The following is a 19,845-nucleotide window of genomic DNA, read 5'->3' as shown; positions in this document are numbered from 1 at the left end:
CTGGCCTGCCCGGGCGTCCTGAACTGATGAGCACGACGGCATCCGGCACGCCAGCTCATCGACCACGCCGCAATACCTGGGCAATCGGCGATGTGCAGGGCTGCCTCGATGCGCTCAAGGCGCTGCTCGAAAAGATCGATTTCGATCCCGCCCGGGACGAGCTGTGGCTGACGGGGGACCTGGTCAACCGCGGCCCCGATTCCCTCGAGACCCTGCGCTTCGTGCGCGACCTGGGCCGCAGTGCCGTCACCGTGCTGGGCAATCACGACCTGCACTTGCTGGCCGTGGCCCATGGGCACGTGCAAGCCGGCGACAAGGACACCTTTGCAGAGCTGCTGGCAGCCAGCGACAGCGATGAATTGCTCGACTGGCTGCGGCACCGGCCATTGCTGCATGTCGATCACGAACTGGACTGCTTGATGGTCCACGCCGGACTGCCACCGCAATGGAATCGCGCCCAGGCGCTGAGCTGCGCCCATGAAGTCGAGCTGATGCTGCAATCGGTGGATATCGACCGCCTGCTGGCCGACATGTACGGCAATCAGCCGGACCAATGGAGCGCCGAGCTCGAGCATGGGGATGACCCGCTGCCACGCTGGCGTTTCACCATCAATGCCTGCACGCGCATGCGTTACTGCACCGCCGACGGCCAGCTGGATTTCCGCGAAAAAGGCGCCCCCGGCAGCCAGCGGGAAGGCCTGCTGCCCTGGTACGCAGTGCCAGATCCGGAATGGCTGGGGCAGAAAATCGTCTTCGGTCACTGGTCCACGCTGGGGCCGGTTGGCACCGGCCGGGACGACGTGGTCGCGCTGGACACCGGCTGCCTGTGGGGTGGCTGCCTGACAGCCATGCGGCTGAGCCCCCTGGCAGCGGATGGCGAGCAACCGGAAATCAGCGTCGACTGCCGCGGGGCACTGGAACCCGGCTGACGAGCCAGCGACAATAGGCAGGGTTTCTTGACTCCTTATAAGAAGGGTCTCCGGGAACAACCACAGAGAATTCAGAAAGGGGCGACATGGATATCGATCTCAAGGGTCAGAAAGCACTGGTTTGCGGCGCTTCCGAGGGCATCGGCCGTGCCACCGCAAAGCAGCTGGCTGGCCTGGGCGCCACCGTCACGGTCATGGCCCGCAGCCAGGACAAGCTCGCGGCACTGGTCGAGGAGCTCGGCGGCAGTCCGCATGACGCCATCGTCGCCGATTTCGACGATACCGCAGCGCTGGAAGCGCTGATCGAAAAGCAGCTGTCGGATCGCGGCTACACCATCCTGGTCAACAACGCCGGCGGCCCGCCGGGCGGACCCATTGTCGATGCCGAGCCTGATGCCTTTCTTGCCGCCTTCCAGCGCCACCTCGTCGCCAACCAGCGCCTGGTCCAGGGGCTGCTGCCGGGGATGCGTGAAGCCGGCCGCGGCCGCATCATCAACATCATTTCCACCTCGGTTTACGAACCCATCCCGGGGCTGGGCGTATCGAATACCGTGCGCGCTGCCGTCGCCGGCTGGGCCAAGACCCTGGCCAAGGAAGTCGCCGCCGAAGGCATCACCGTCAATAACGTGCTGCCCGGCTTCACCGACACCGGCCGACTGGAAAAACTCTTCGCGGCCAAGGCCGAGAAGACCGGTCAGCTGCCGGATGCCGTGGCGCAGGCCGCATTGAAACAAGTGCCGGCTGGTCGCTTTGCCCGACCAGAGGAAACGGCTGCCGCCATTGCGTTCCTGGCTTCGCCTGCCGCTGCCTACATCACTGGCGTGTCCCTGCCCGTCGATGGCGGTCGCCTGAACGGGATCTGATGCCATGCAGAAGCTGCAGCATTTCATCAATGGTGAATTCGTCGATCCCGCCCCGCGTGACGGCAAGATCGAATGGCTGGATGTCATCGAGCCGGCGACCGGTGAGGTGTATGCAAAACTGGCCAATGCCTGCGAACAGGATCTTGACCATGCCGTCGGCGCGGCCCTGTCGGCCGCACATGAATGGGCCCGCACCCCGGCGGATGATCGCGGTCGCATCCTGTATCGCCTTGCCGACCTGATCGAAGCCAATCTCGATCGTCTCGCCGAAGCCGAATCGAAGGACAACGGCAAGCCGCTGAGCGTGTCCTCCACGGTCGACATTCCGCGCGCCGCACAGAATTTCCGCTTCTTTGCCGCTGCCGCGACTCAGTTCGCCAGCGAAGCGCATGCCATGGAGCAAGGCGCGATCAATTACACGCTGCGGCAGCCGCACGGCGTGGTCGCCTGCATTTCGCCCTGGAACCTGCCGCTGTATCTCTTTACCTGGAAAATCGCGCCCGCACTGGCCGCGGGCAATTGCGTCATCGGCAAGCCCTCCGAGGTCACGCCACTGACGGCGACCCTGCTCGGCGAACTGGCAAACGAGGCCGGGCTGCCCGCTGGCGTGCTGAACATCCTGCATGGTCGCGGTGCGGACATCGGCCCCGCGCTGGTCGAGCACCCGGACATCAAGGCCATCTCCTTCACCGGCGGCACGAAAACCGGCGCCGACATTGCCTCGCGCGCCGCACCGAAATTCAAGAAACTGTCGCTGGAGCTCGGCGGCAAGAATCCGACGCTGGTCTTTGCTGACACAGACTGGGATGTAATGCTGGACGAAGTCGTTCGCGCAGCCTTCGCCAACCAGGGCCAGATCTGCCTGTGTGGCTCGCGCATCCTGGTCGAGAAGAGCATCGAAAGGAAATTCATCAAGGCCTTTGTCGACAAGGTCAGGGCGATCGCGCCAGCCGATCCGATGGAAGCTGGCACGACCTTTGGTGCGCTGGTGTCCGAGCCGCACATGAACAAGGTGCTGGACTGCATCCAGCTGGCAAAAGACGAAGGCGGCAGGATCGAGTGCGGCGGCGAACGCGTGATGCTCGAAGGCCGCTGCGAAAACGGTTACTTCGTCGCGCCGACGGTCATCACCGGTCTCGGCCCGCATTGCAGGACCAACCAGGAAGAAATCTTCGGACCCGTCGTCACCATCCAGGCTTTCGAGGACGAGCACGACGCCCTGCGCCTGGCGAACGCCACCGACTACGGCCTCGCCTGCTCCATCTGGACCGGCGACACCAGCCGCGCGCATCGCGTTGCCGCGAACATCGACGCAGGTCTCGTGTGGATCAACACCTGGATGCTGCGCGACCTGCGCGTGCCGATGGGCGGCATGAAGCATTCCGGCGTCGGCCGCGAAGGCGGCTTCGAGGCCATGCGCTTTTTCACCGAAGCAAAGAACGTGACCATCAAGTACGAATGAGTTCCAACGATCAATCCAGCAGGAGAGCATGATGCGATCAGGCAACCCGGTACTGAATGACAAGACCTTTTCCCAGCCGAGCACGCTGGGCGGCTATGACAGTGCAAGCGGAGAGCGCATGACGCTGACCGGCACGGTGAACAAGTGCTTCATCATGTTCGCCATCCTGCTGCTCACGGCCAGCTACACCTGGAACGGCTTCTACGAAGCCATGGCCAATCCGAACAGCGATGCCATGGCCTCCGTCATGCCGCTGATGTTGATCGGCATCATTGGCGGACTGGTCGTTGCACTCGTTACCGTGTTCAAGGCGACCTGGTCGCCCTACACCGCCCCGCTGTACGCCGCGCTGGAAGGCCTGGCGCTTGGCGGCATCTCCGCCATGTTCGAGATGCAGTTCCCCGGCATTGTCATCCAGGCGGTCGGCCTGACGCTGCTGACGCTGTTCTCGCTGCTGGCCGCCTACCGCTCCGGGCTGATCAAGGCGACCGAGAACTTCAAGCTGGGCATTGTTGCCGCAACCGGCGGCATCTTCCTGTTGTACATGGTCAACTTCGTCATGGGTTTTTTCGGTGCGAGCATCGGTTTCATCCATGATTCCGGCCCGATCGGCATCGGCTTCAGCCTGGTCGTGGTCACGATCGCCGCGCTGAACCTGGTGCTGGATTTCGACTTCATCGAGCATGGCGCCGAGGTCGGCGCACCGAAATACATGGAATGGTATGGCGCCTTCGGCCTGACCGTGACGCTGGTCTGGCTGTACCTGGAAATCCTGCGCCTGTTGTCCAAGCTGCGTCGTTGAGGGGCAATGACACAATGAGCAGTCAGAAATTCGATTCGGACAAGGCACCGGAACCGGTCGGCCTCTACCCGCACGCCCGCCAGGTCGGGAACCTCTTGTTCCTGTCCGGCGTCGGTCCGCGCCAGCGCGGCTCGAAGGACATTCCCGGTGTGACACTGGATGCCGATGGCAACATCACCGCCTACGACATCGAGCAGCAATGTCACTCGGTGTTCCAGAATGTCGGCCACATCCTCGAAGCCTCGGGCTCGAGCTGGGACAAGCTGGTGGATGTGACGGTCTTCCTGACCAACATGAAAGACGACTTCAAGACTTACAACCGCATCTATGCCGAGTACTTCAAGGACAACCAGCCTTGCCGTACCACGGTGGAAATCTCCAGCCTGCCGACGCCGATCGCGATCGAGCTGAAGTGCATCGCGGTCGTGGAATGATCGAAGGAGAACAGCGATGAATGCCATGAACGTGCTGAATTTCCAGAATTGGATCGATGACAACCGTCACCTGCTGAAGCCGCCGGTCGGCAACAAGGTCGTGTACCCGGACGGCGACTTCATCGTCATGGTGGTCGGCGGCCCGAATACGCGCTCGGACTACCACTGGGAAGAAGGCCCGGAGTTCTTCTACCAGCTCGAAGGCGAGATGGTGTTGAAGACCATGCAGGACGGCAAGCCGGTGGACTACCCCATCAAGGCGGGCGAAATCTTCCTGCTGCCGCCGAAGGTGCCGCATTCCCCGCAGCGCATGGAAAACTCGGTCGGCCTGGTGATCGAGCGCAAGCGCACCGAGGGCGAGAAAGACGGCCTGATGTGGTTCTGCGACAAGTGCCACAATCTCCTCTACGAGGAGTACTTCCCCCTGAAGGACATCGAAAAGGACTTCCACGCCGTGTTCGAGAATTATTTCGGTGATGAAGCGAAGCGCACTTGTGACAAATGCGGCGAAGTCATGCCGGACCTGAGAAAGAAGTGACCGTCATGGAAATTCGCAAGGACAGCCCCGACAGGAAACCGGTAAGGAAGCTCCTCCAGGATTACATCGCTGCCAGCCGGGCAACACATCCGGCGCATGCGCCGTACGTACTCGACATCGAGGCCCTGATCGAGCCGGGCGTGACCTTCTGGTCGGCAAGCCAGGGAGAACTGGTCGCTGGCTGCATTGCCATGAAGGAACTGGGAAACCGGCAGGCGGAGATAAAATCCCTGTGCGTAGACCCGTCGTTTCGCGGCCGGGGAATCGGCAGGATGCTGGTAGACACGCTCATCGCCGATGCAAGGCGTCTGGGCCTGTCGGAACTGTTGCTCGAAACCGGCAACATGGAATTCTACGAAGCGGCGCGCCAGCTCTACGCCAGTTTCGATTTCGAGCCCTGTGGGCCCTTTGCCGATTACGCCGACGACCCGGTGAGCCGCTTCATGCGCCTGGACCTGAGCCAGAACAAGATGAACAACAAGGCCACCTCATGAGCAAGCCACTCAAGATCGACATACACACCCACATCCTGCCGAAGGAATGGCCCAACCTGCGCGACAAGTATGGCTACGGCGAGTGGATCCGGCTCGAGCACCAGAATGACACTGGCTGCGCCCACATGATGAAGAACGACACGTTCTTCAGGACCATCGAGGCCAATTGCTGGGATCCGGGCGTGCGTCTTGCCGAATGCGATACCGCAGATGTGGACGTGCAGGTACTGTCGACCGTACCGGTCATGTTCAGCTACTGGGCCAAGCCGGCCGACACCCATGACCTGTCGCGCTTCCTGAACGACCACATTGCCGAGACTGCTGCGACCGATCCGAGCCGCTTTGTTGCCCTGGGCACGGTGCCGATGCAGGATGCCGATCTTGCCACCCGGGAACTGGAGCGCTGCATCAAGGACCTGGGCATGCCCGGCATCCAGATCGGTTCGCACGTCAATGGCCTGAACCTCGATGCGCCGGAGCTGTTCCCGGTTTTCGAAGCGGCCCAGGACCTGGGCGCAGCGCTGTTCGTGCACCCCTGGGACATGCTGGCAAGGGAGCGCATGCCGAAGTACTGGCTGCCCTGGCTGGTCGGCATGCCGGCCGAGACCACCATGGCAATCTGTTCCATGATCTTCGGCGGCGTGTTCGAGCGCCTGCCGAAACTGCGAGTGGCCTTCGCGCACGGCGGCGGCGCTTTCCCCTTCACCATCGGCCGCATCCAGCATGGCTTCGACGTCCGGCCCGATCTTTGTGCGGTGGACAATGCTGTCAGCCCGCGTGACTACCTTGGCAGGTTCTGGCTGGACTCGCTGGTGCATGATACGGCTGCATTGAAATACATGATCGAACTGGTAGGCGCAGAGCGCATTGCCCTCGGCAGTGACTACCCGTTCCCGCTGGGCGAGCATCATCCGGGCGAGCTGATCGAGTCGCTGGATCTCGAGCCGGAAACCCGTGACCTGCTGCTGCATGGCGCCGCACTGGAATGGCTGGACCTGCCGCTTTCCCGTTTCGAGGCGCGTACTGAGGGAGAGCACTGATGTCACGAGCCAACCTGAGCCTGTCGCTGGATGTTGGCGACGAGACGATCTCCGCCGACCCGGACAAGCCGATCGACCTGTCGATCCCCCTGCTTTTCAACGGGGAGCAACCACGCTTCTTCGGCGCGCCGGATGCGCGCAGCAAGGACCTGGCAGCAGGAGACTGGGTCGGCAACACGCGCCATGGCGGCAGTTGCAACGTGCAGACCTACGAACTCACACCGCACTGCAATGGCACGCATACAGAGTGCATCGGACACATCGTGCACGACGATATCTGTGTCGGCGACATGCCGGGGCTCGGACTGCTGCCGGCAACGCTGATCACCATCAACCCGATGACCCATGCACGAACTCGCGAAACGAGCCTGCCAAATCCGGCACCGAACGATCGCATGATCACGGCGTATGCCATCAAGGAAGCCCTTGAAGAACATGATCACGAGCGCATGCGACATGCCTTGATCATACGTACCTTGCCGAACAGTGATCACAAGGCGGTGCAGGAATACCATGCAGACGACCCGCCGCCGTTCCTCTCCATGGAAGCGGCCAGCCTGCTGGTCGACCTGGGGGTGGAACACATCCTGCTGGACGTGCCGTCGCTGGACCGCATGGCCGATGGTGGCAGGTTGAGCGCACACCACATTTTCTTCGGGCTGCCGCCCGGCGAGCGCTCGGCAAAAGCGGCCGATCGGGCACATTGCACCGTAACCGAAATGATCTATGTCCCGGACGTCGTGCCGGATGGCTATTACCTGCTGAACCTGCAGCTGCCACCCTTCATGACCGATGCGGCACCCTCCCGACCCATCATCTACCAGGCAGTGATTTCATGACCGTCGATTCCGGAAGTTTTTCCGCCCCGTACCGCAGCGACCTCGAGTTTGCCGCCGAGCAGGATCGTGCCGATCCGCTGGCTGGCTACCGTGACAGGTTCCATGTCCCCCAGCGCGATGGCGTTGGCGAGGAAATCTATTTCTGTGGCAATTCGCTGGGGCTGCAGCCAAAGAGCACGCGGCAGTTCGTCCAGGAAGAACTGGACGAGTGGGCCAGTCTCGGTGTGCGGGGCCACTTCGATGCGCGCCGTCCGTGGATGCCCTACCACGAGTTCCTGACGGAGAAGACAGCCGAACTGGTTGGCGCAAGGCCGACCGAAGTCGTGACCATGAACACCCTGACGGCCAACCTGCACTTCATGCTCGTGTCCTTCTACCGACCGACGCAGAAACGCTACAAGCTGGTCATCGAAAAGCAGGCGTTTCCCTCGGATCGCTATGCGACCGAATCGCAGGTGCGCTTCCATGGTTTCGATCCGGACGAGGCGCTGGTCGAGCTGGCGCCGCGCGACGGCGAGGCCTGCCTGCGTGCCGAGGACATCGCGCGCTATATCGAAGAAGAAGGAGATTCGATCGCGCTGGTCATGCTGCCAGGCGTGCAGTACTACACCGGCCAGTTCTTCGACCTGGCGGAGATTGCGCGGCTGGGACATGCGAAAGGCTGCGTGGTCGGCTTCGACCTCGCCCATGCCGTAGGCAACCTGCCGCTGAAGCTGCACGACTGGGATGTGGATTTCGCCGTGTGGTGCAACTACAAGTACATGAATTCCGGACCGGGCGCCGTGGCAGGCTGCTTCGTGCACGAACGCCATCACCAGGCAGACCTGCCGCGCTTTGCCGGCTGGTGGGGCCATGAAAAGTCCACGCGCTTCAAGATGGGCCCGGATTTCCATGCCATTCCCTCCGCGGAGGGCTGGCAGCTGTCGAATCCGCCCATCATGGCCCTGGCCCCCATTCTTGCATCGCTGGAAATCTTCAGCGAAGTCGGGATGGAGCGGTTGCGCGCCAAGTCGCTGCACCTGACCGGCTATCTCGAATTCCTGCTGAAGGAAAAGCTGCCCGAGGACATCGACATCATCACGCCGGCCGACCCGGCAAGGCGGGGCTGCCAGTTGAGCCTGCGCATGAAGAATGGCGATGCCGAGACCGGTCGCAAGGTATTCAAGGCACTCGAGGACGAAGGCGTTACCGGTGACTGGCGGGAACCGGACGTCATCCGTATCGCGCCGGTGCCGCTGTACAACAGCTACATGGATGTCTATCGCTTCGTCGATACACTGGAAAAGGCCCTGCCGGGTCACTGACAGGAACGTAAATACTCATGGCTGAACGCATCATCATTTCTGGCGCCGGACTGGCCGGCTCCCTGCTGGCGGTCATGCTGGCACGTCGCGGCATGCACGTGACCGTCTACGAGAAGCGCAGTGACATGCGCAAGATCGAGCAGTCCGCCGGTCGCTCCATCAACCTCGCGCTTGCCGATCGAGGCATTGCCGCGCTGGCGCATGCCGGCGTGATGGACCAGGTGAGGCCCCTGATGCTGCCGATGCCCGGTCGCATGCTGCATGACAAGGAAGGCAAGCTGCAGTTCCAGCGCTACAGCATCAATCCTGATGAAATCAATTACTCCGTGTCTCGCGGCGAACTGAACAAGGCACTGATGGATGCCGCCGAGGCTACCGGCAAGGTGACGCTGAAATTCGAACACGAAATCGTCGATGTGGATTTCGACGCACGCAGTCTCGCCGTCAGGGACCTGCAGGCCAACGAGCTGATCACCGAGGACAACTGTCGCGTCATTGCCGCCGATGGTGCCGGCTCGCCGGTGCGGCATGCCATGGAGAAGAAACTCGGCATCGACAGCCATACCGACATGCTGGACCACGCCTACAAGGAACTCTCGATACCACCGGCCGACGATGGCGGCTTCCGCATAGACGCCGAAGCCCTGCACATCTGGCCCCGTGGCGGCTACATGGTCATTGCTTTGCCGAACCTGGACGGCAGTTTCACCGTGACCCTGTTCCTGGCCAGTGAAGGCGAGACGAGCTTTGCCAGCATCGACACGCCGGAGACCGTCGAATCCTTTTTCAAGCAGGAGTTTGCCGATCTTCATCCGCTGCTGCCGGACCTGCAGGAAGAATACTTCGGCAATCCGACGGGCTCGCTGGGTACCGTGCGTTGCCAGCCCTGGCATGTCGAGGACTTCGCCGTACTGCTGGGCGATGCGGCACACGCCATCGTCCCCTTCCATGGCCAGGGCATGAACTGCGCCTTCGAGGACTGCCTGCAGCTCGACCAGCTGATCGAGTCGCAGGGCGGTGACTGGTCGGCCATCTTCCCGGCCTTCAGCGAACTGCGCAAACCGAATGCCGATGCCATTGCCGACATGGCGCTGGACAACTACATCGAGATGCGCGACTCGGTTCGTGATCCACGCTTTCACCTCAAGAAGCAGCTTGCCTTCGAACTGGAGAAGCGTCATCCACGGGCATTCATTCCGCGCTACTCCATGGTGATGTTCCACCCCGAGATTGCCTATGCGGATGCCCAGGCACGCGGCAAGCGCCAGAGCGACTTCCTCGACCGGCACATTGCAGGCTGCAATGCTCTCGAAGACGTGGATTTTCCTGCCGTGGAAGCGGAACTGGATTCGCTGCACGGATGATCATCGCGACGACCGGCGGCATTTCCGCTTTTTTACATGCAGATCACGGCAGTTAGCGGCGAATAACCGGAATTTCGCATCAGTTTCACATTCACTGTCAGTTTCCGTAGCCTGAAGCTTCACCCGGCAGCGCATGTTCAGCAGCTCTCTGCTGCACGAAGTGCTTATGTCCTGCAAGCACTCGTTGACGCTGTCGCCCGAACCTTGCTCAGCAAAAGAACAAGGAGAAAGCGATGAGGGTTCATCGTCCGGTTTTCTTTATCTCGGCCAGCGTGATCCTGGCGTTTGTCATCTTCGGCGCCGTCATGCCGGAGCAGACCAAGACCGTATTCAGCGTGGTCCAGGATTTCATCATCACCCGGCTTGGCTGGTTCTACACCCTGTCGGTCACGTTCTTCCTCGGCTTCGTGCTCTGGTTGCTGTTCAGTCGTTTCGGCGAACTGAAGCTCGGCAAGGATGATGACGAGCCCGAGTACAGCCGCTACACCTGGTTTGCCATGCTATTTTCCGCAGGCATGGGCATCGGCTTGCTGTTCTACAGCGTGGCCGAACCGATCCTGCATTACGGTTCACCGCCGGACGCCAATCCCGAAACGCTGGCGGCAGCGCGTGAAGCCATGCGCATCACCTTTTTCCACTGGGGCCTGCATGCCTGGGCAATCTACATCGTCATCGGCCTGGCGCTGGCATTCTTCGCCTTTCGCTACGACCTGCCGCTGACCATTCGCTCGACCCTGTTCCCCCTGCTGGGCAAGAAGATCTACGGACCGATTGGCAACACTGTCGAGATTCTCGCGGTGTTCGGCACGCTGTTCGGCATCGCCACTTCCCTCGGTCTCGGCATCATGCAGATCAATCGCGGCCTGGAATTTCTCGGGCTGATGGATTCATCCGTCGCCAACCAGCTGTGGCTGATCGCCGGCATCACGCTGGCAGCCACCATTTCGGTGGTTACAGGCCTGGATGGCGGCATCCGCAGGCTGTCCGAGATCAATCTCGGGCTGGGGCTTCTGCTGGTGCTGTTCATCTTCATTGCCGGGCCGACGACATTCCTGCTGATGTCCTTCCCGCAAAACCTCGGGAACTACCTGTCCAGCGTGGTTTCGATGTCCTTCGACACGGATGCCTACCAGGGGCAGGACTGGCAGAAGAGCTGGACCATGTTCTACTGGGGCTGGTGGATTTCCTGGTCACCGTTCGTCGGCATGTTCATCGCGAGAGTGTCGCGCGGTCGTACCATCCGTGAATTCATCAGTGGCGTCCTGCTGGTCCCCACCTTGCTGACCTTCATCTGGATGGTGGTATTCGGCAATACAGCCATTCACATGGAACTGTTCGGCAATGGCGGCATCCTGTCTGCGGTGAATGCGAACGTCGACACCGCCCTGTTTGTCATGCTGGAACGGCTGCCCTGGGCATCGGTCACTTCAACGTTGGCGGTCATCGTCATCGCGACCTACTTCGTGACGTCGTCCGACTCGGGTTCGCTGGTCATCGACATCCTGACGTCCGGTGGCGAGCTCAATCCGCCGGTCGGCCAGCGGATTTTCTGGGCCTTGTCCGAAGGCGCAGTGGCTGCCGTGCTGCTGCTGACCGGCGGCCTCGTGGCCTTGCAGACGGTGGCCATCACCACTGCCCTGCCGTTCTGCGCCATCATGCTGTTTATCTGCTGGTCCCTGGTCAGGGGGCTGAGCAGTGATTACGACGATCAGCACCGCACGCTGATGGGGGGTCGGAAATGAGCAAGAAGGAAAAGAAAGACTGGCGTGAAGAACTGAAAGAGGTCATGCAGAGCCAGCCGGCTCGTGTACCCGATTCCAATCGCGAGCAGATCGATGTCGCTCGCGAGGAACTGGAACAGTTCATCGTCTCGACAGTGGTACCCGCCTTCCAGGACCTCGAGAAGGAGCTGGCAAATTACGGGCGCACCGTAGAAATCGACCCTCGCAAGTACCAGGCGTCGATACAGGTATTCAAGGACGGCAAGGAGGAGTTTTCCTACGGCATCCGCGGGCATGTCTACCACACCATGTCCTTTGCCTTTCCGGAGTTCGGCGGCAAGGACGAGCCACGCATCACCCGCGCGGAAGTCGTCCCCAAGCGCGGTGGCAAGCGTGAGTACAACCTGGACGAATTTACCCGTGACGGCATCATCCACGATTTTCTCGAAGAATATTCGAACTGGGCAGAGTGACGGCCCGGCTCCAGAACAAGCGAGGAGAACATGATGAAAACCTGGCACTGGCCGGCCTGCCTGGCGCTTGCGATCGCCGCATCGACACCGACTGCCATTCAGGCCGCGGAGGAAGACTCGCGGCAGCGTGACGGTGCCCTGCTCGAAAGGCTGGAGGCCCTGGAAAAGGAACTGCAGGCCACGCGCAAACAGCTGGATGAAATCGATGACGAGTCGTCGGACGAGGAGAGCAGCAGCAAGGACTACAACGAATTGGGCGGTTCCTTCTGGACCAATTTCGCCTGGCGTGATTACAGCGAGACCAGCAAGTCACGCGGTGGCGACTTCCGCATCGATCCCTTCCGGCTGGATGTGAATGGCCGGGAAGGCAACGTCATCTGGTCTGCCCAGCACCGCTGGTACCAGTACATGGATGTCATTCACCATGCCTGGGTCGGCTACCAGTTCGATGAGGAGACCGACATGGCGATCGGCATTTCCCAGGTGCCATTCGGCATCCAGCCTTATGCCTCGCACAGTTACTGGTTCGGTGTGCCCTACTACGTCGGCCTGGAAGACGACTACGATACCGGCGTTCGTTACCGGACGAAAAAAGGCAACTGGGACATCCAGCTTGGCTTCTACTCCAACCCGGAGTACGCAAATCCCGGCGTGCTGGCTCGTTATTCCTTCGACATTGTCAGCGACGGGACCTTCAACAACGAGGAAATCAACCAGGGCAACGTCCGCCTTGCCTACGACATTTCCTCGGGTGATGACAGCAACACCGAGCTTGGCCTGTCAGTGCGCCGTGGCCAGCTTTACAACAGCGATACCGAACTTACCGGCGATCACTGGGCCGCAGCCGTGCATTTCGACGGCGATTACGGGCCGTGGGGAGTGGAGCTGGAAGCCATTCGCTACGAGTACGCTCCCGAGTATCCCGCCGGCGTCGATCCGCGCAAGGTCGCCAATGGTGCCTTTACGGGCAGCTACATCATCGCGGCGGAAGCAGACCTCTATGTCGCCAACCTGTCGCGCGACTTCGATGTCGACTGGGGACCGATCAGCGGCCTGCGTTGCTACTCGGACTACTCCGTACTGAAGAAGGACCCGGAGGGCTGGGAGGACACGGAGTTGCATACCCTGGGTTGCGGTATCAGCGCCGGCTCGGTCTACACCTTCGTGGATTTCATTCGCGGCAAGAACCACCATTTCCTCGGCACCCCGGCGGCCATCGCCTTTGCCGAGGGCGAACAGGACCCGCGCTGGAAGACACGCTTCAACATCAACATCGAGGTCTACTTCTGAGGAAGCTCCTCTCTGCACCAGAAAGGGCGCCATCGGCGCCCTTTTTCACTTCCGGCTGACCTTTCCGGTCAGCGTCGTTCCAGCACCACGTAACTCGTTGCCACCGGGTTCTTCTCGTCGGCAGCATGGTCTTCGCGCGAAACCTCCTGCCATTCATTGCCGAGCTCGGGGAAAAAGGTATCTGCCTCGAAGTCGGCATGGATGAAGGTCACGTAAAGCCGATCGGCCTGCGGCAGCAGTTCGGCATAGATGCGACCGCCACCAATGATCATCGCTTCGTCCACATCGGCCACGGCGGCCAGCGCAGCCTCCGGCGAGGAATGGACATCCACGCCTTCCGGTGCGAAATCCTCGGAGCGGGTGATCACCAGGTTGGGTCTTCCCGGCAAGGGCCTGCCGATGGATTCGAAGGTCTTGCGACCCATGATGATGGGCTTGCCCATGGTCACGCGCTTGAAGTACTGCAAGTCGGCCGGCAGATGCCAGGGCATGCCACCATCCTTGCCGATGGCATGGTTCTCGCCCATGGCAACGATCATGGACAGGATCATCAGACCGCGACCGGCGCCTTGATGTGCGGGTGATGCTCGTAACCCTCGATTTCAAAATCATCGAAGGTGTAATCGAAGATCGAGGCGGGCTTGCGCTTGATGTTCAGGGTGGGCAGCGGCAACGGATCGCGGGCGAGCTGCTCGTCGGCCTGCTCCAGGTGGTTCAGGTACAGGTGGCAATCGCCACCGGTCCAGATGAAGTCGCCGACCTCGAGATCGCATTGCTGCGCGACCATGTGCGTCAGCAGGGCGTAGCTGGCGATGTTGAAGGGAACGCCGAGGAAAATGTCCGCACTGCGCTGGTAAAGCTGGCAGGACAGCTTGCCGCCCGCGACATAGAACTGGAAGAAGGCATGGCAAGGCGCCAGCGCCATTTCATCAAGCTGCGCCACGTTCCAGGCGGAAACGATGATGCGACGCGAATCCGGTGTTTCCTGCAATTGCTGCATGACCTTGGAAACCTGGTCGATGTGCTCGCCGGAAGGCGTTGGCCAGGAACGCCACTGGTATCCGTAGACCGGACCGAGGTCGCCATTCTCGTCGGCCCACTCGTCCCAGATGGAAACACCATTGTCCTTCAGGTACTGGATGTTGGTATCACCCTGCAGGAACCACAGCAGCTCGTGGATGATCGAGCGCAGGTGCAGCTTCTTGGTCGTGACCATCGGAAAGCCCTGCGACAGGTCGAAGCGCATCTGGTGGCCGAACACGCTCAGCGTGCCAGTGCCCGTGCGATCACCCTTTTCCGTGCCCTCTTCGCGCGCGCGGCGCATGAGATCCAGGTATTGCTGCATCTTGCTTGTTTCTCCGTAGCTTGCTCAGGCGGGTTGTTCGGCCGGCGATTCCCTGCGCGAACGCCACAGCAGGTAAAGGCCGGCGGCGATCAACGGCAGGGACAGCACCTGGCCCATGGTGACCCAGCCAAAGGCGAGGTAACCGATATGCGCATCCGGCAGGCGCACGAACTCGACCAGGAAACGGAAGCTGCCATACATCAGTGCGAACCAGCCGGACACGGCGCAAAGCGCGCGCGGTTTCGTCGAGTACCAGTACAGCACCACGAACATCACCACACCTTCCAGGAAGAATTCGTACAGCTGCGAGGCATGTCGTGGCTGGCCGTTGTAGACCATCGCCAGGGGGAAGTCGGTGACCTTGCCCCACAGTTCGCCGTTGATGAAATTGCCGATACGTCCTGCCCCGAGTCCCAGCGGCACGACGGGGGCGATCATGTCGACCAGCACCCAGAACTGCCGCCCGCTCTGGCGCGCATAAAGCCACATCGCGACAAGCACGCCAAGCAGTCCGCCATGGAAGGACATGCCGCCTTCCCATATCCGGAAGAGGCTGACCGGATCCGTCAGCCAGCTGTCGAAGTTGTAGAACAGAATGCTGCCGATGCGGCCGCCGAGCACCACGCCAAAGGCACCGTAGAAGATGAGGTCGGTGACCTGTTCGCCGGTCCAGCCAGGATGCCGGCCGCTTTTCGCTCGCTTCTGCAACAGCCACCAGGCCAGCGCGATGCCAACCAGGTACATCACGCCATACCAGCGCAGCACGGGATTGAAGGTCATGCCGAAGATTTCGAAAGGTCCGAAACTGGCAATGATGGGGTCGATATCGGGATATTCGAACATGACGGGATTCTACACGGCACCCCGACGCTTTTCAGCGTGGAATTGACTCCGCGTGGTGGTCATTTTTTAGCCACTAACAGCCTCAGGTGCCCGGCAATATCCGGGTCACATAGCCCTTGAGGTAGCGAGTCTCCGGAATCGCCGGATGCTCGGGATGATCCGAGGCCTGGTGACAGTGTTCCAGGATCTGGGCGAAGCGATCGACATGACGCGCTGCACGCTGGATGGCCCGGGCGAGATCCTGCTCGGAAAGGTGCTGGGAGCAGGAGCAGGACACCAGGATGCCGTCGGTTTCCAGTACCTGCAGGGCCGCCTGGTTGATGCGCTGGTAGGCGGCAAGGCCGGCCTTGTAGTCCTTCTTGCGCTTGATGAAAGCGGGCGGATCGACGACCACCACATCGAATTTTTCGCCGGCCTCGCGAAGATCGGCCAGCACTTTGAAGGCATCACCTTCGATGAGCCTGAGGTCGACATCGTTCAGCGCCGCGTTCTGCCGCGCCATCGCCAGCGCAGAGGACGAGGAGTCGACCAGCGTCACTTCGCCGGCGCCGGCCTTCGCCGCCGTCAGTCCCCAGCCGCCGGCATAGCTGAAGACATCCAGCACGCGCTTGCCCTCGGCATAGCGTGGCAATTTGAGGCGATTCTCGCGCTGGTCGAAAAACCAGCCGGTTTTCTGGCCCTTGCCGAAATCGATGGCATAGCGAATGCCGTTCTCCACCACATCCAGCATTGCCGGAACGTCACCGATCACGTCCGGCTCACCGAGCGGCAGGCCCTCCAGCTCGCGCATCGGAACGTGGTTCTGGAAGACAATGCCCGCCGGCTTCACGACCTTTTGCAAGGCAGCAATGATGTCGTCCTTCATGGCCTCCATGCCGGCGGTAGACACCTGGACAACCAGCACCTGGTCGAAACGATCGACAATCAGGCCGGGCAACCCGTCGGACTCGCCGAATACCAGCCGGTAGAAGGGTTCATCGAACAGTCGCTTGCGCAGGCCCAGCGCCTGGTTCAGCCGGTGCACGATGAGACCGCTGATCACCGGTGCCGCCTTGCCATGGGTCAGCAGGCGTGCCGCGATCAGGGACTTCGGGTTCACATAAGCGATGCCCAGCGGCTTGCCGTTCTGGGCCACGACCTGCACCTGCTCGCCGGGCTTGAAGGCGGTCAGGGGCGTTGCCTTGACGTCCACCTCGTTGCTGAAAACCCACAGGTGGCCCGCCTTCAGGCGGCGTTCCTCGTTCTTGCGGAGTTTCAGTTCGGGCAGTGACATGGCGTTGCTCCAGTGCGGAAAGGCCGGCCATCGAGGGCTGAACCCTGAGTCGGCATGGTTTATAGTCGGTGCATTCTAGCAACGCGCGGGCGGGGTTCCCATGGCTGGTTCCGATACTCTCGGCGACAGCAAAACGCAGCAAGGCGAACGCGGTCAACGCGCCACCGCCCGCAACCGGCTGGCCACCAGCTCCAGTCCCTACCTGCGCCAGCATGCCGACAACCCCGTTGCCTGGCAGCCCTGGGACGAGGAATCGCTCGAAGCCGCCCGCGAACAGCGCAAGCCCATCCTGCTGTCCATCGGCTACTCTGCCTGCCACTGGTGCCATGTCATGGCCCGGGAATCCTTCGAAGACGAGCAGACAGCCGTCCTGATGAACGAGCTGTTCATCAACATCAAGGTCGACCGCGAAGAGCGCCCGGACCTCGATCGCATCTACCAGCAGACCCACCAGCTGCTGACCCAGCGGAGTGGTGGCTGGCCCCTGACCGTCGTGCTGTCGCCGGATGACCTGACACCCTTCTTTGCCGGTACCTATTTTCCGCGCGAAGCGCGCTTCGGCATGCCGGGCTTTGCCGATGTGCTGAAACGCGTGCACGCTGCCTGGCAGGACCAGCCGGATGCCATCAACCAGCAGAACGACAAGCTGCGGCAGGTGCTGATGAAATTCGACACCCTGCCCGTCGATGCCAGCGAACCCCTCACCTACAAGCCGCTGACAGAAGCCCGCCGCCAGATCGAAACGCAGTTCGACAGCGAGAATGGCGGCATAGGTTCAGCACCCAAGTTTCCCAATCCGACCTTGCTGGAACTGCTGACACGGCATGCTTTCGTCGAGAACGACCTGCCGGCCCAGCGGCTTGCCATGTTCAGCCTTCGCCGGATGGGCGAGCGTGGTCTCTACGATCATCTCGGTGGTGGATTCTTCCGGTACTGCGTCGATGCTCGCTGGGAAATCCCGCACTTCGAAAAAATGCTGTATGACAACGCGCAGCTGCTCAGCCTCTATGCCAAGGCCTGGCAACGCACGGGCCAGGACGACTTTCATCGCATCGCCAACGAAACGGCCGACTGGGCAATGCGCGAGATGCGCTCGCCGGAAGGTACCTTCTACAGCTCCCTCGACGCCGATTCGGAGCAGGAAAACGGCGAACGTGCGGAAGGCGCTTTCTACACGTGGACGCGGGAGCAGCTGGCCGAGGCCATGCTGGGGCACGAGCATGCCGGCTTGCTGGAAAGCATCGCCAGCCAGCATTTCGGACTCGATCGCCAGCCGAATTTCGACCGTCTCTGGCATCTCAACATCACTGCCGACATCGACGACCTGTCACGCGAGCAGGATGCCGAGCGGGAGGACATCGAATACCTGGTCAGCACGGCCCGGCAGAGGATGTTCGAAAAGCGTGCCGAACGCCCTCATCCGGCCAGGGACGACAAGATCCTCACCAGCTGGAATGCCTTGATGATTCGTGCCCTTGCAAATGCCGGCAGCATTCTCGAGCGCGAGGAACTGCTGGATGCCGCGGGGGACGCCCTGAACCACCTGCGCACCTCTGCCTGGAAGGACAACCGGCTGCATGCCGTCATCAGTGGCACACAGGCGCTGTACCCGGCCTATCTCGATGACCATGCCTTCCTGCTGGACGCGATACTGACGCTGCTTGAATGTCGCTGGGACAGCGCCCAGGTGCATTTTGCCAGGGACCTCGCCGAAAACCTGCTGGAGGATTTCGAGGACCTCGCCAAGGGCGGATTCTTCTTCACGGCCAGCTACCACGACAACCCGGTACGGCGGCTCAAGACCTACGTGGACGATGCCATGCCCTCGGGCAACGGCATTGCCGCCCGTTCCCTCTACCGCCTGGGCCGCCTGCTCGGCGAGCCACGCTATATCCAGGCGGCAGATCGCTGCCTGCGAGCAGCCTGGCCTGACCTGCTGCAAAGCCCGAGATCACATGCCACCCTGCTGCTTGCCCTGCGCGAAGCGCTGGACGAACCCCCGACCATCATCTTGCGTGGCGACCCGACCATGATGTCCGTGTGGCGCGAACGCCTGATGAAAGCCCTGCCACCACATGCACTCATTTTCCAGATCCCGACCGATGCCGATGATCTGCCGGAAGAACTCTCCGTTCACAAGCCGCAGGGCGTATGCACGGCATATGTGTGCCGTGGCTTCAGTTGCTCGCCACCCATTACCGATCGTGATGCCCTGCACGCTTTCATCCAGGAACGCTATTCGCCATGAGCAAGGCACGCCGTTCCGGCCTGCTGTTGCTGATCGCTGCCTGCGTGACCGCCTGCGCAACACGGCCACCGGCACATGTACCGGTGGCCCTGCACGAGCCTGCCATCCCCTATGCGGTCCCGCTTTGCGATGATGAATTCCGCAGCGTCCTGCAGGGCTACAACAGCAGCTACAGCCACCACGGACGCGAAGCCTATGCCATCGACATCGCGCTGCCGCTCGGGACGCCGGTGTGTGCCGCGCGCAGCGGACTGGTAATCGAGGCAAAGGGCGACTCGGATCGTGGCGGGCCCTCGTCGCGCTTTGCCGAGGCAGCCAACCTGCTGCGCATCCGCCACAGGGACGGCACGATCGCCAGCTACCTGCATTTTGAAAAGGATGGCGTGCTGCCAGTGGAAGGTGACTGCGTGCGGCGTGGTCAGCTGATCGGACGGGCGGGCAATACAGGCTGGTCGACCGAACCACACCTGCATTTCATGGTTCAGGCCCGGGTCGAAAATGCAGGACTTTGGTCAGTGCCAGTCACGATGATGACATCCGCCGGCCTGCGCAATGAATATCCACCCGGACTGTTTCTCAAGCG

At 61.4% G+C, this 19,845-nt stretch carries 20 protein-coding genes; 16 read left to right on the top strand and 4 right to left on the bottom strand.

Translation table 11 applies throughout. The annotated features are described in order from the left end of the window. Positions 1–26: 26 nt before the first annotated feature. The 14 genes from R3217_07125 to R3217_07060 all read left to right on the top strand — a co-directional run bounded on the left by R3217_07125 (position 27) and on the right by R3217_07060 (position 13,553). On the top strand, positions 27–929 hold the full coding sequence (locus R3217_07125) for a symmetrical bis(5'-nucleosyl)-tetraphosphatase (GenBank protein MDX1455207.1): 903 nt from the start codon (positions 27–29) through the stop codon (positions 927–929). Positions 930–1,015: 86 nt separating this feature from the next. Then, entirely contained in the window at positions 1,016–1,792 is a 777-nt protein-coding gene (locus R3217_07120; protein ID MDX1455206.1) for an SDR family oxidoreductase, read from the top strand. Positions 1,793–1,796: 4 nt separating this feature from the next. Further along, positions 1,797–3,254: an aldehyde dehydrogenase gene (locus R3217_07115; GenBank protein ID MDX1455205.1), complete on the top strand. Its 1,458-nt coding sequence runs from the start codon at positions 1,797–1,799 to the stop codon at positions 3,252–3,254. 31 nt (positions 3,255–3,285) lie between these two features. After that, on the top strand, positions 3,286–4,056 hold the full coding sequence (locus tag R3217_07110; GenBank protein MDX1455204.1) for a Bax inhibitor-1/YccA family protein: 771 nt from the start codon (positions 3,286–3,288) through the stop codon (positions 4,054–4,056). 14 nt (positions 4,057–4,070) lie between these two features. Next, the gene (locus R3217_07105; GenBank protein MDX1455203.1) at positions 4,071–4,490 is read left to right on the top strand and encodes a Rid family hydrolase; all 420 of its coding nucleotides are present in this window, start codon (positions 4,071–4,073) and stop codon (positions 4,488–4,490) included. Positions 4,491–4,506: 16 nt separating this feature from the next. Beyond that, on the top strand, positions 4,507–5,028 hold the full coding sequence (locus R3217_07100) for a 3-hydroxyanthranilate 3,4-dioxygenase (GenBank protein MDX1455202.1): 522 nt from the start codon (positions 4,507–4,509) through the stop codon (positions 5,026–5,028). 5 nt (positions 5,029–5,033) lie between these two features. Further along, the gene (locus R3217_07095; GenBank protein ID MDX1455201.1) at positions 5,034–5,522 is read left to right on the top strand and encodes a GNAT family N-acetyltransferase; all 489 of its coding nucleotides are present in this window, start codon (positions 5,034–5,036) and stop codon (positions 5,520–5,522) included. Next, positions 5,519–6,562: an amidohydrolase family protein gene (locus tag R3217_07090; protein ID MDX1455200.1), complete on the top strand. Its 1,044-nt coding sequence runs from the start codon at positions 5,519–5,521 to the stop codon at positions 6,560–6,562. The genes R3217_07095 and R3217_07090 overlap by 4 nt, the downstream gene beginning before the upstream one ends. After that, the gene (locus R3217_07085; protein ID MDX1455199.1) at positions 6,562–7,401 is read left to right on the top strand and encodes a cyclase family protein; all 840 of its coding nucleotides are present in this window, start codon (positions 6,562–6,564) and stop codon (positions 7,399–7,401) included. The genes R3217_07090 and R3217_07085 overlap by 1 nt, the downstream gene beginning before the upstream one ends. Beyond that, positions 7,398–8,705, top strand: a complete 1,308-nt coding sequence (gene kynU, locus R3217_07080; GenBank protein ID MDX1455198.1) for a kynureninase — start codon at positions 7,398–7,400, stop codon at positions 8,703–8,705. The genes R3217_07085 and kynU overlap by 4 nt, the downstream gene beginning before the upstream one ends. A 17-nt stretch (positions 8,706–8,722) precedes the next feature. Then, the gene (locus R3217_07075; GenBank protein ID MDX1455197.1) at positions 8,723–10,069 is read left to right on the top strand and encodes an NAD(P)/FAD-dependent oxidoreductase; all 1,347 of its coding nucleotides are present in this window, start codon (positions 8,723–8,725) and stop codon (positions 10,067–10,069) included. A 233-nt stretch (positions 10,070–10,302) separates the two neighbouring features. Continuing rightward, a complete protein-coding gene (locus R3217_07070; protein ID MDX1455196.1) occupies positions 10,303–11,811 on the top strand; it encodes a BCCT family transporter in 1,509 nt (502 codons plus the stop codon). Continuing rightward, positions 11,808–12,263 carry a hypothetical protein gene (locus tag R3217_07065; GenBank protein ID MDX1455195.1) on the top strand — a complete coding sequence of 152 codons (456 nt, stop codon included), beginning with the start codon at positions 11,808–11,810 and terminating at the stop codon, positions 12,261–12,263. The genes R3217_07070 and R3217_07065 overlap by 4 nt, the downstream gene beginning before the upstream one ends. Positions 12,264–12,296: 33 nt before the next feature. Next, a complete protein-coding gene (locus R3217_07060) occupies positions 12,297–13,553 on the top strand; it encodes a porin (protein ID MDX1455194.1) in 1,257 nt (418 codons plus the stop codon). 68 nt (positions 13,554–13,621) lie between these two features. Here the strand turns inward: R3217_07060 and folA are convergent, their stop codons facing one another. The 4 genes from folA to R3217_07040 all read right to left on the bottom strand — a co-directional run bounded on the left by folA (position 13,622) and on the right by R3217_07040 (position 17,014). Then, positions 13,622–14,104: a type 3 dihydrofolate reductase gene (gene folA / locus R3217_07055; protein ID MDX1455193.1), complete on the bottom strand. Its 483-nt coding sequence runs from the start codon at positions 14,102–14,104 to the stop codon at positions 13,622–13,624. Beyond that, positions 14,104–14,898, bottom strand: coding sequence for a thymidylate synthase (gene thyA, locus R3217_07050; GenBank protein MDX1455192.1), 795 nt, complete (start codon positions 14,896–14,898; stop codon positions 14,104–14,106). Before thyA ends, folA begins: the two co-directional genes overlap by 1 nt. A 24-nt stretch (positions 14,899–14,922) precedes the next feature. Then, positions 14,923–15,741: a prolipoprotein diacylglyceryl transferase gene (gene lgt / locus R3217_07045; protein ID MDX1455191.1), complete on the bottom strand. Its 819-nt coding sequence runs from the start codon at positions 15,739–15,741 to the stop codon at positions 14,923–14,925. Between the two features lie 82 nt (positions 15,742–15,823). Continuing rightward, positions 15,824–17,014 carry a class I SAM-dependent rRNA methyltransferase gene (locus R3217_07040; protein MDX1455190.1) on the bottom strand — a complete coding sequence of 397 codons (1,191 nt, stop codon included), beginning with the start codon at positions 17,012–17,014 and terminating at the stop codon, positions 15,824–15,826. Positions 17,015–17,114: 100 nt separating this feature from the next. Between R3217_07040 and R3217_07035 the strand changes: the two genes are divergently transcribed. Then, entirely contained in the window at positions 17,115–19,262 is a 2,148-nt protein-coding gene (locus R3217_07035) for a thioredoxin domain-containing protein (GenBank protein ID MDX1455189.1), read from the top strand. Then, positions 19,259–19,845, top strand: a 587-nt coding sequence (locus R3217_07030) for a M23 family metallopeptidase (GenBank protein ID MDX1455188.1), incomplete at its 3' end; no start/stop codon positions are given. The genes R3217_07035 and R3217_07030, both read left to right, overlap by 4 nt.

The sequence above is a fragment of the Gammaproteobacteria bacterium genome, from assembly GCA_033720895.1.
Classification (GTDB): Bacteria; Pseudomonadota; Gammaproteobacteria; order Natronospirales; family JAJUFS01; genus JAWWBS01.
Note: the sequence above shows the minus strand (reverse complement) of the source record. Positions and strands in the feature narration are given on the sequence as shown.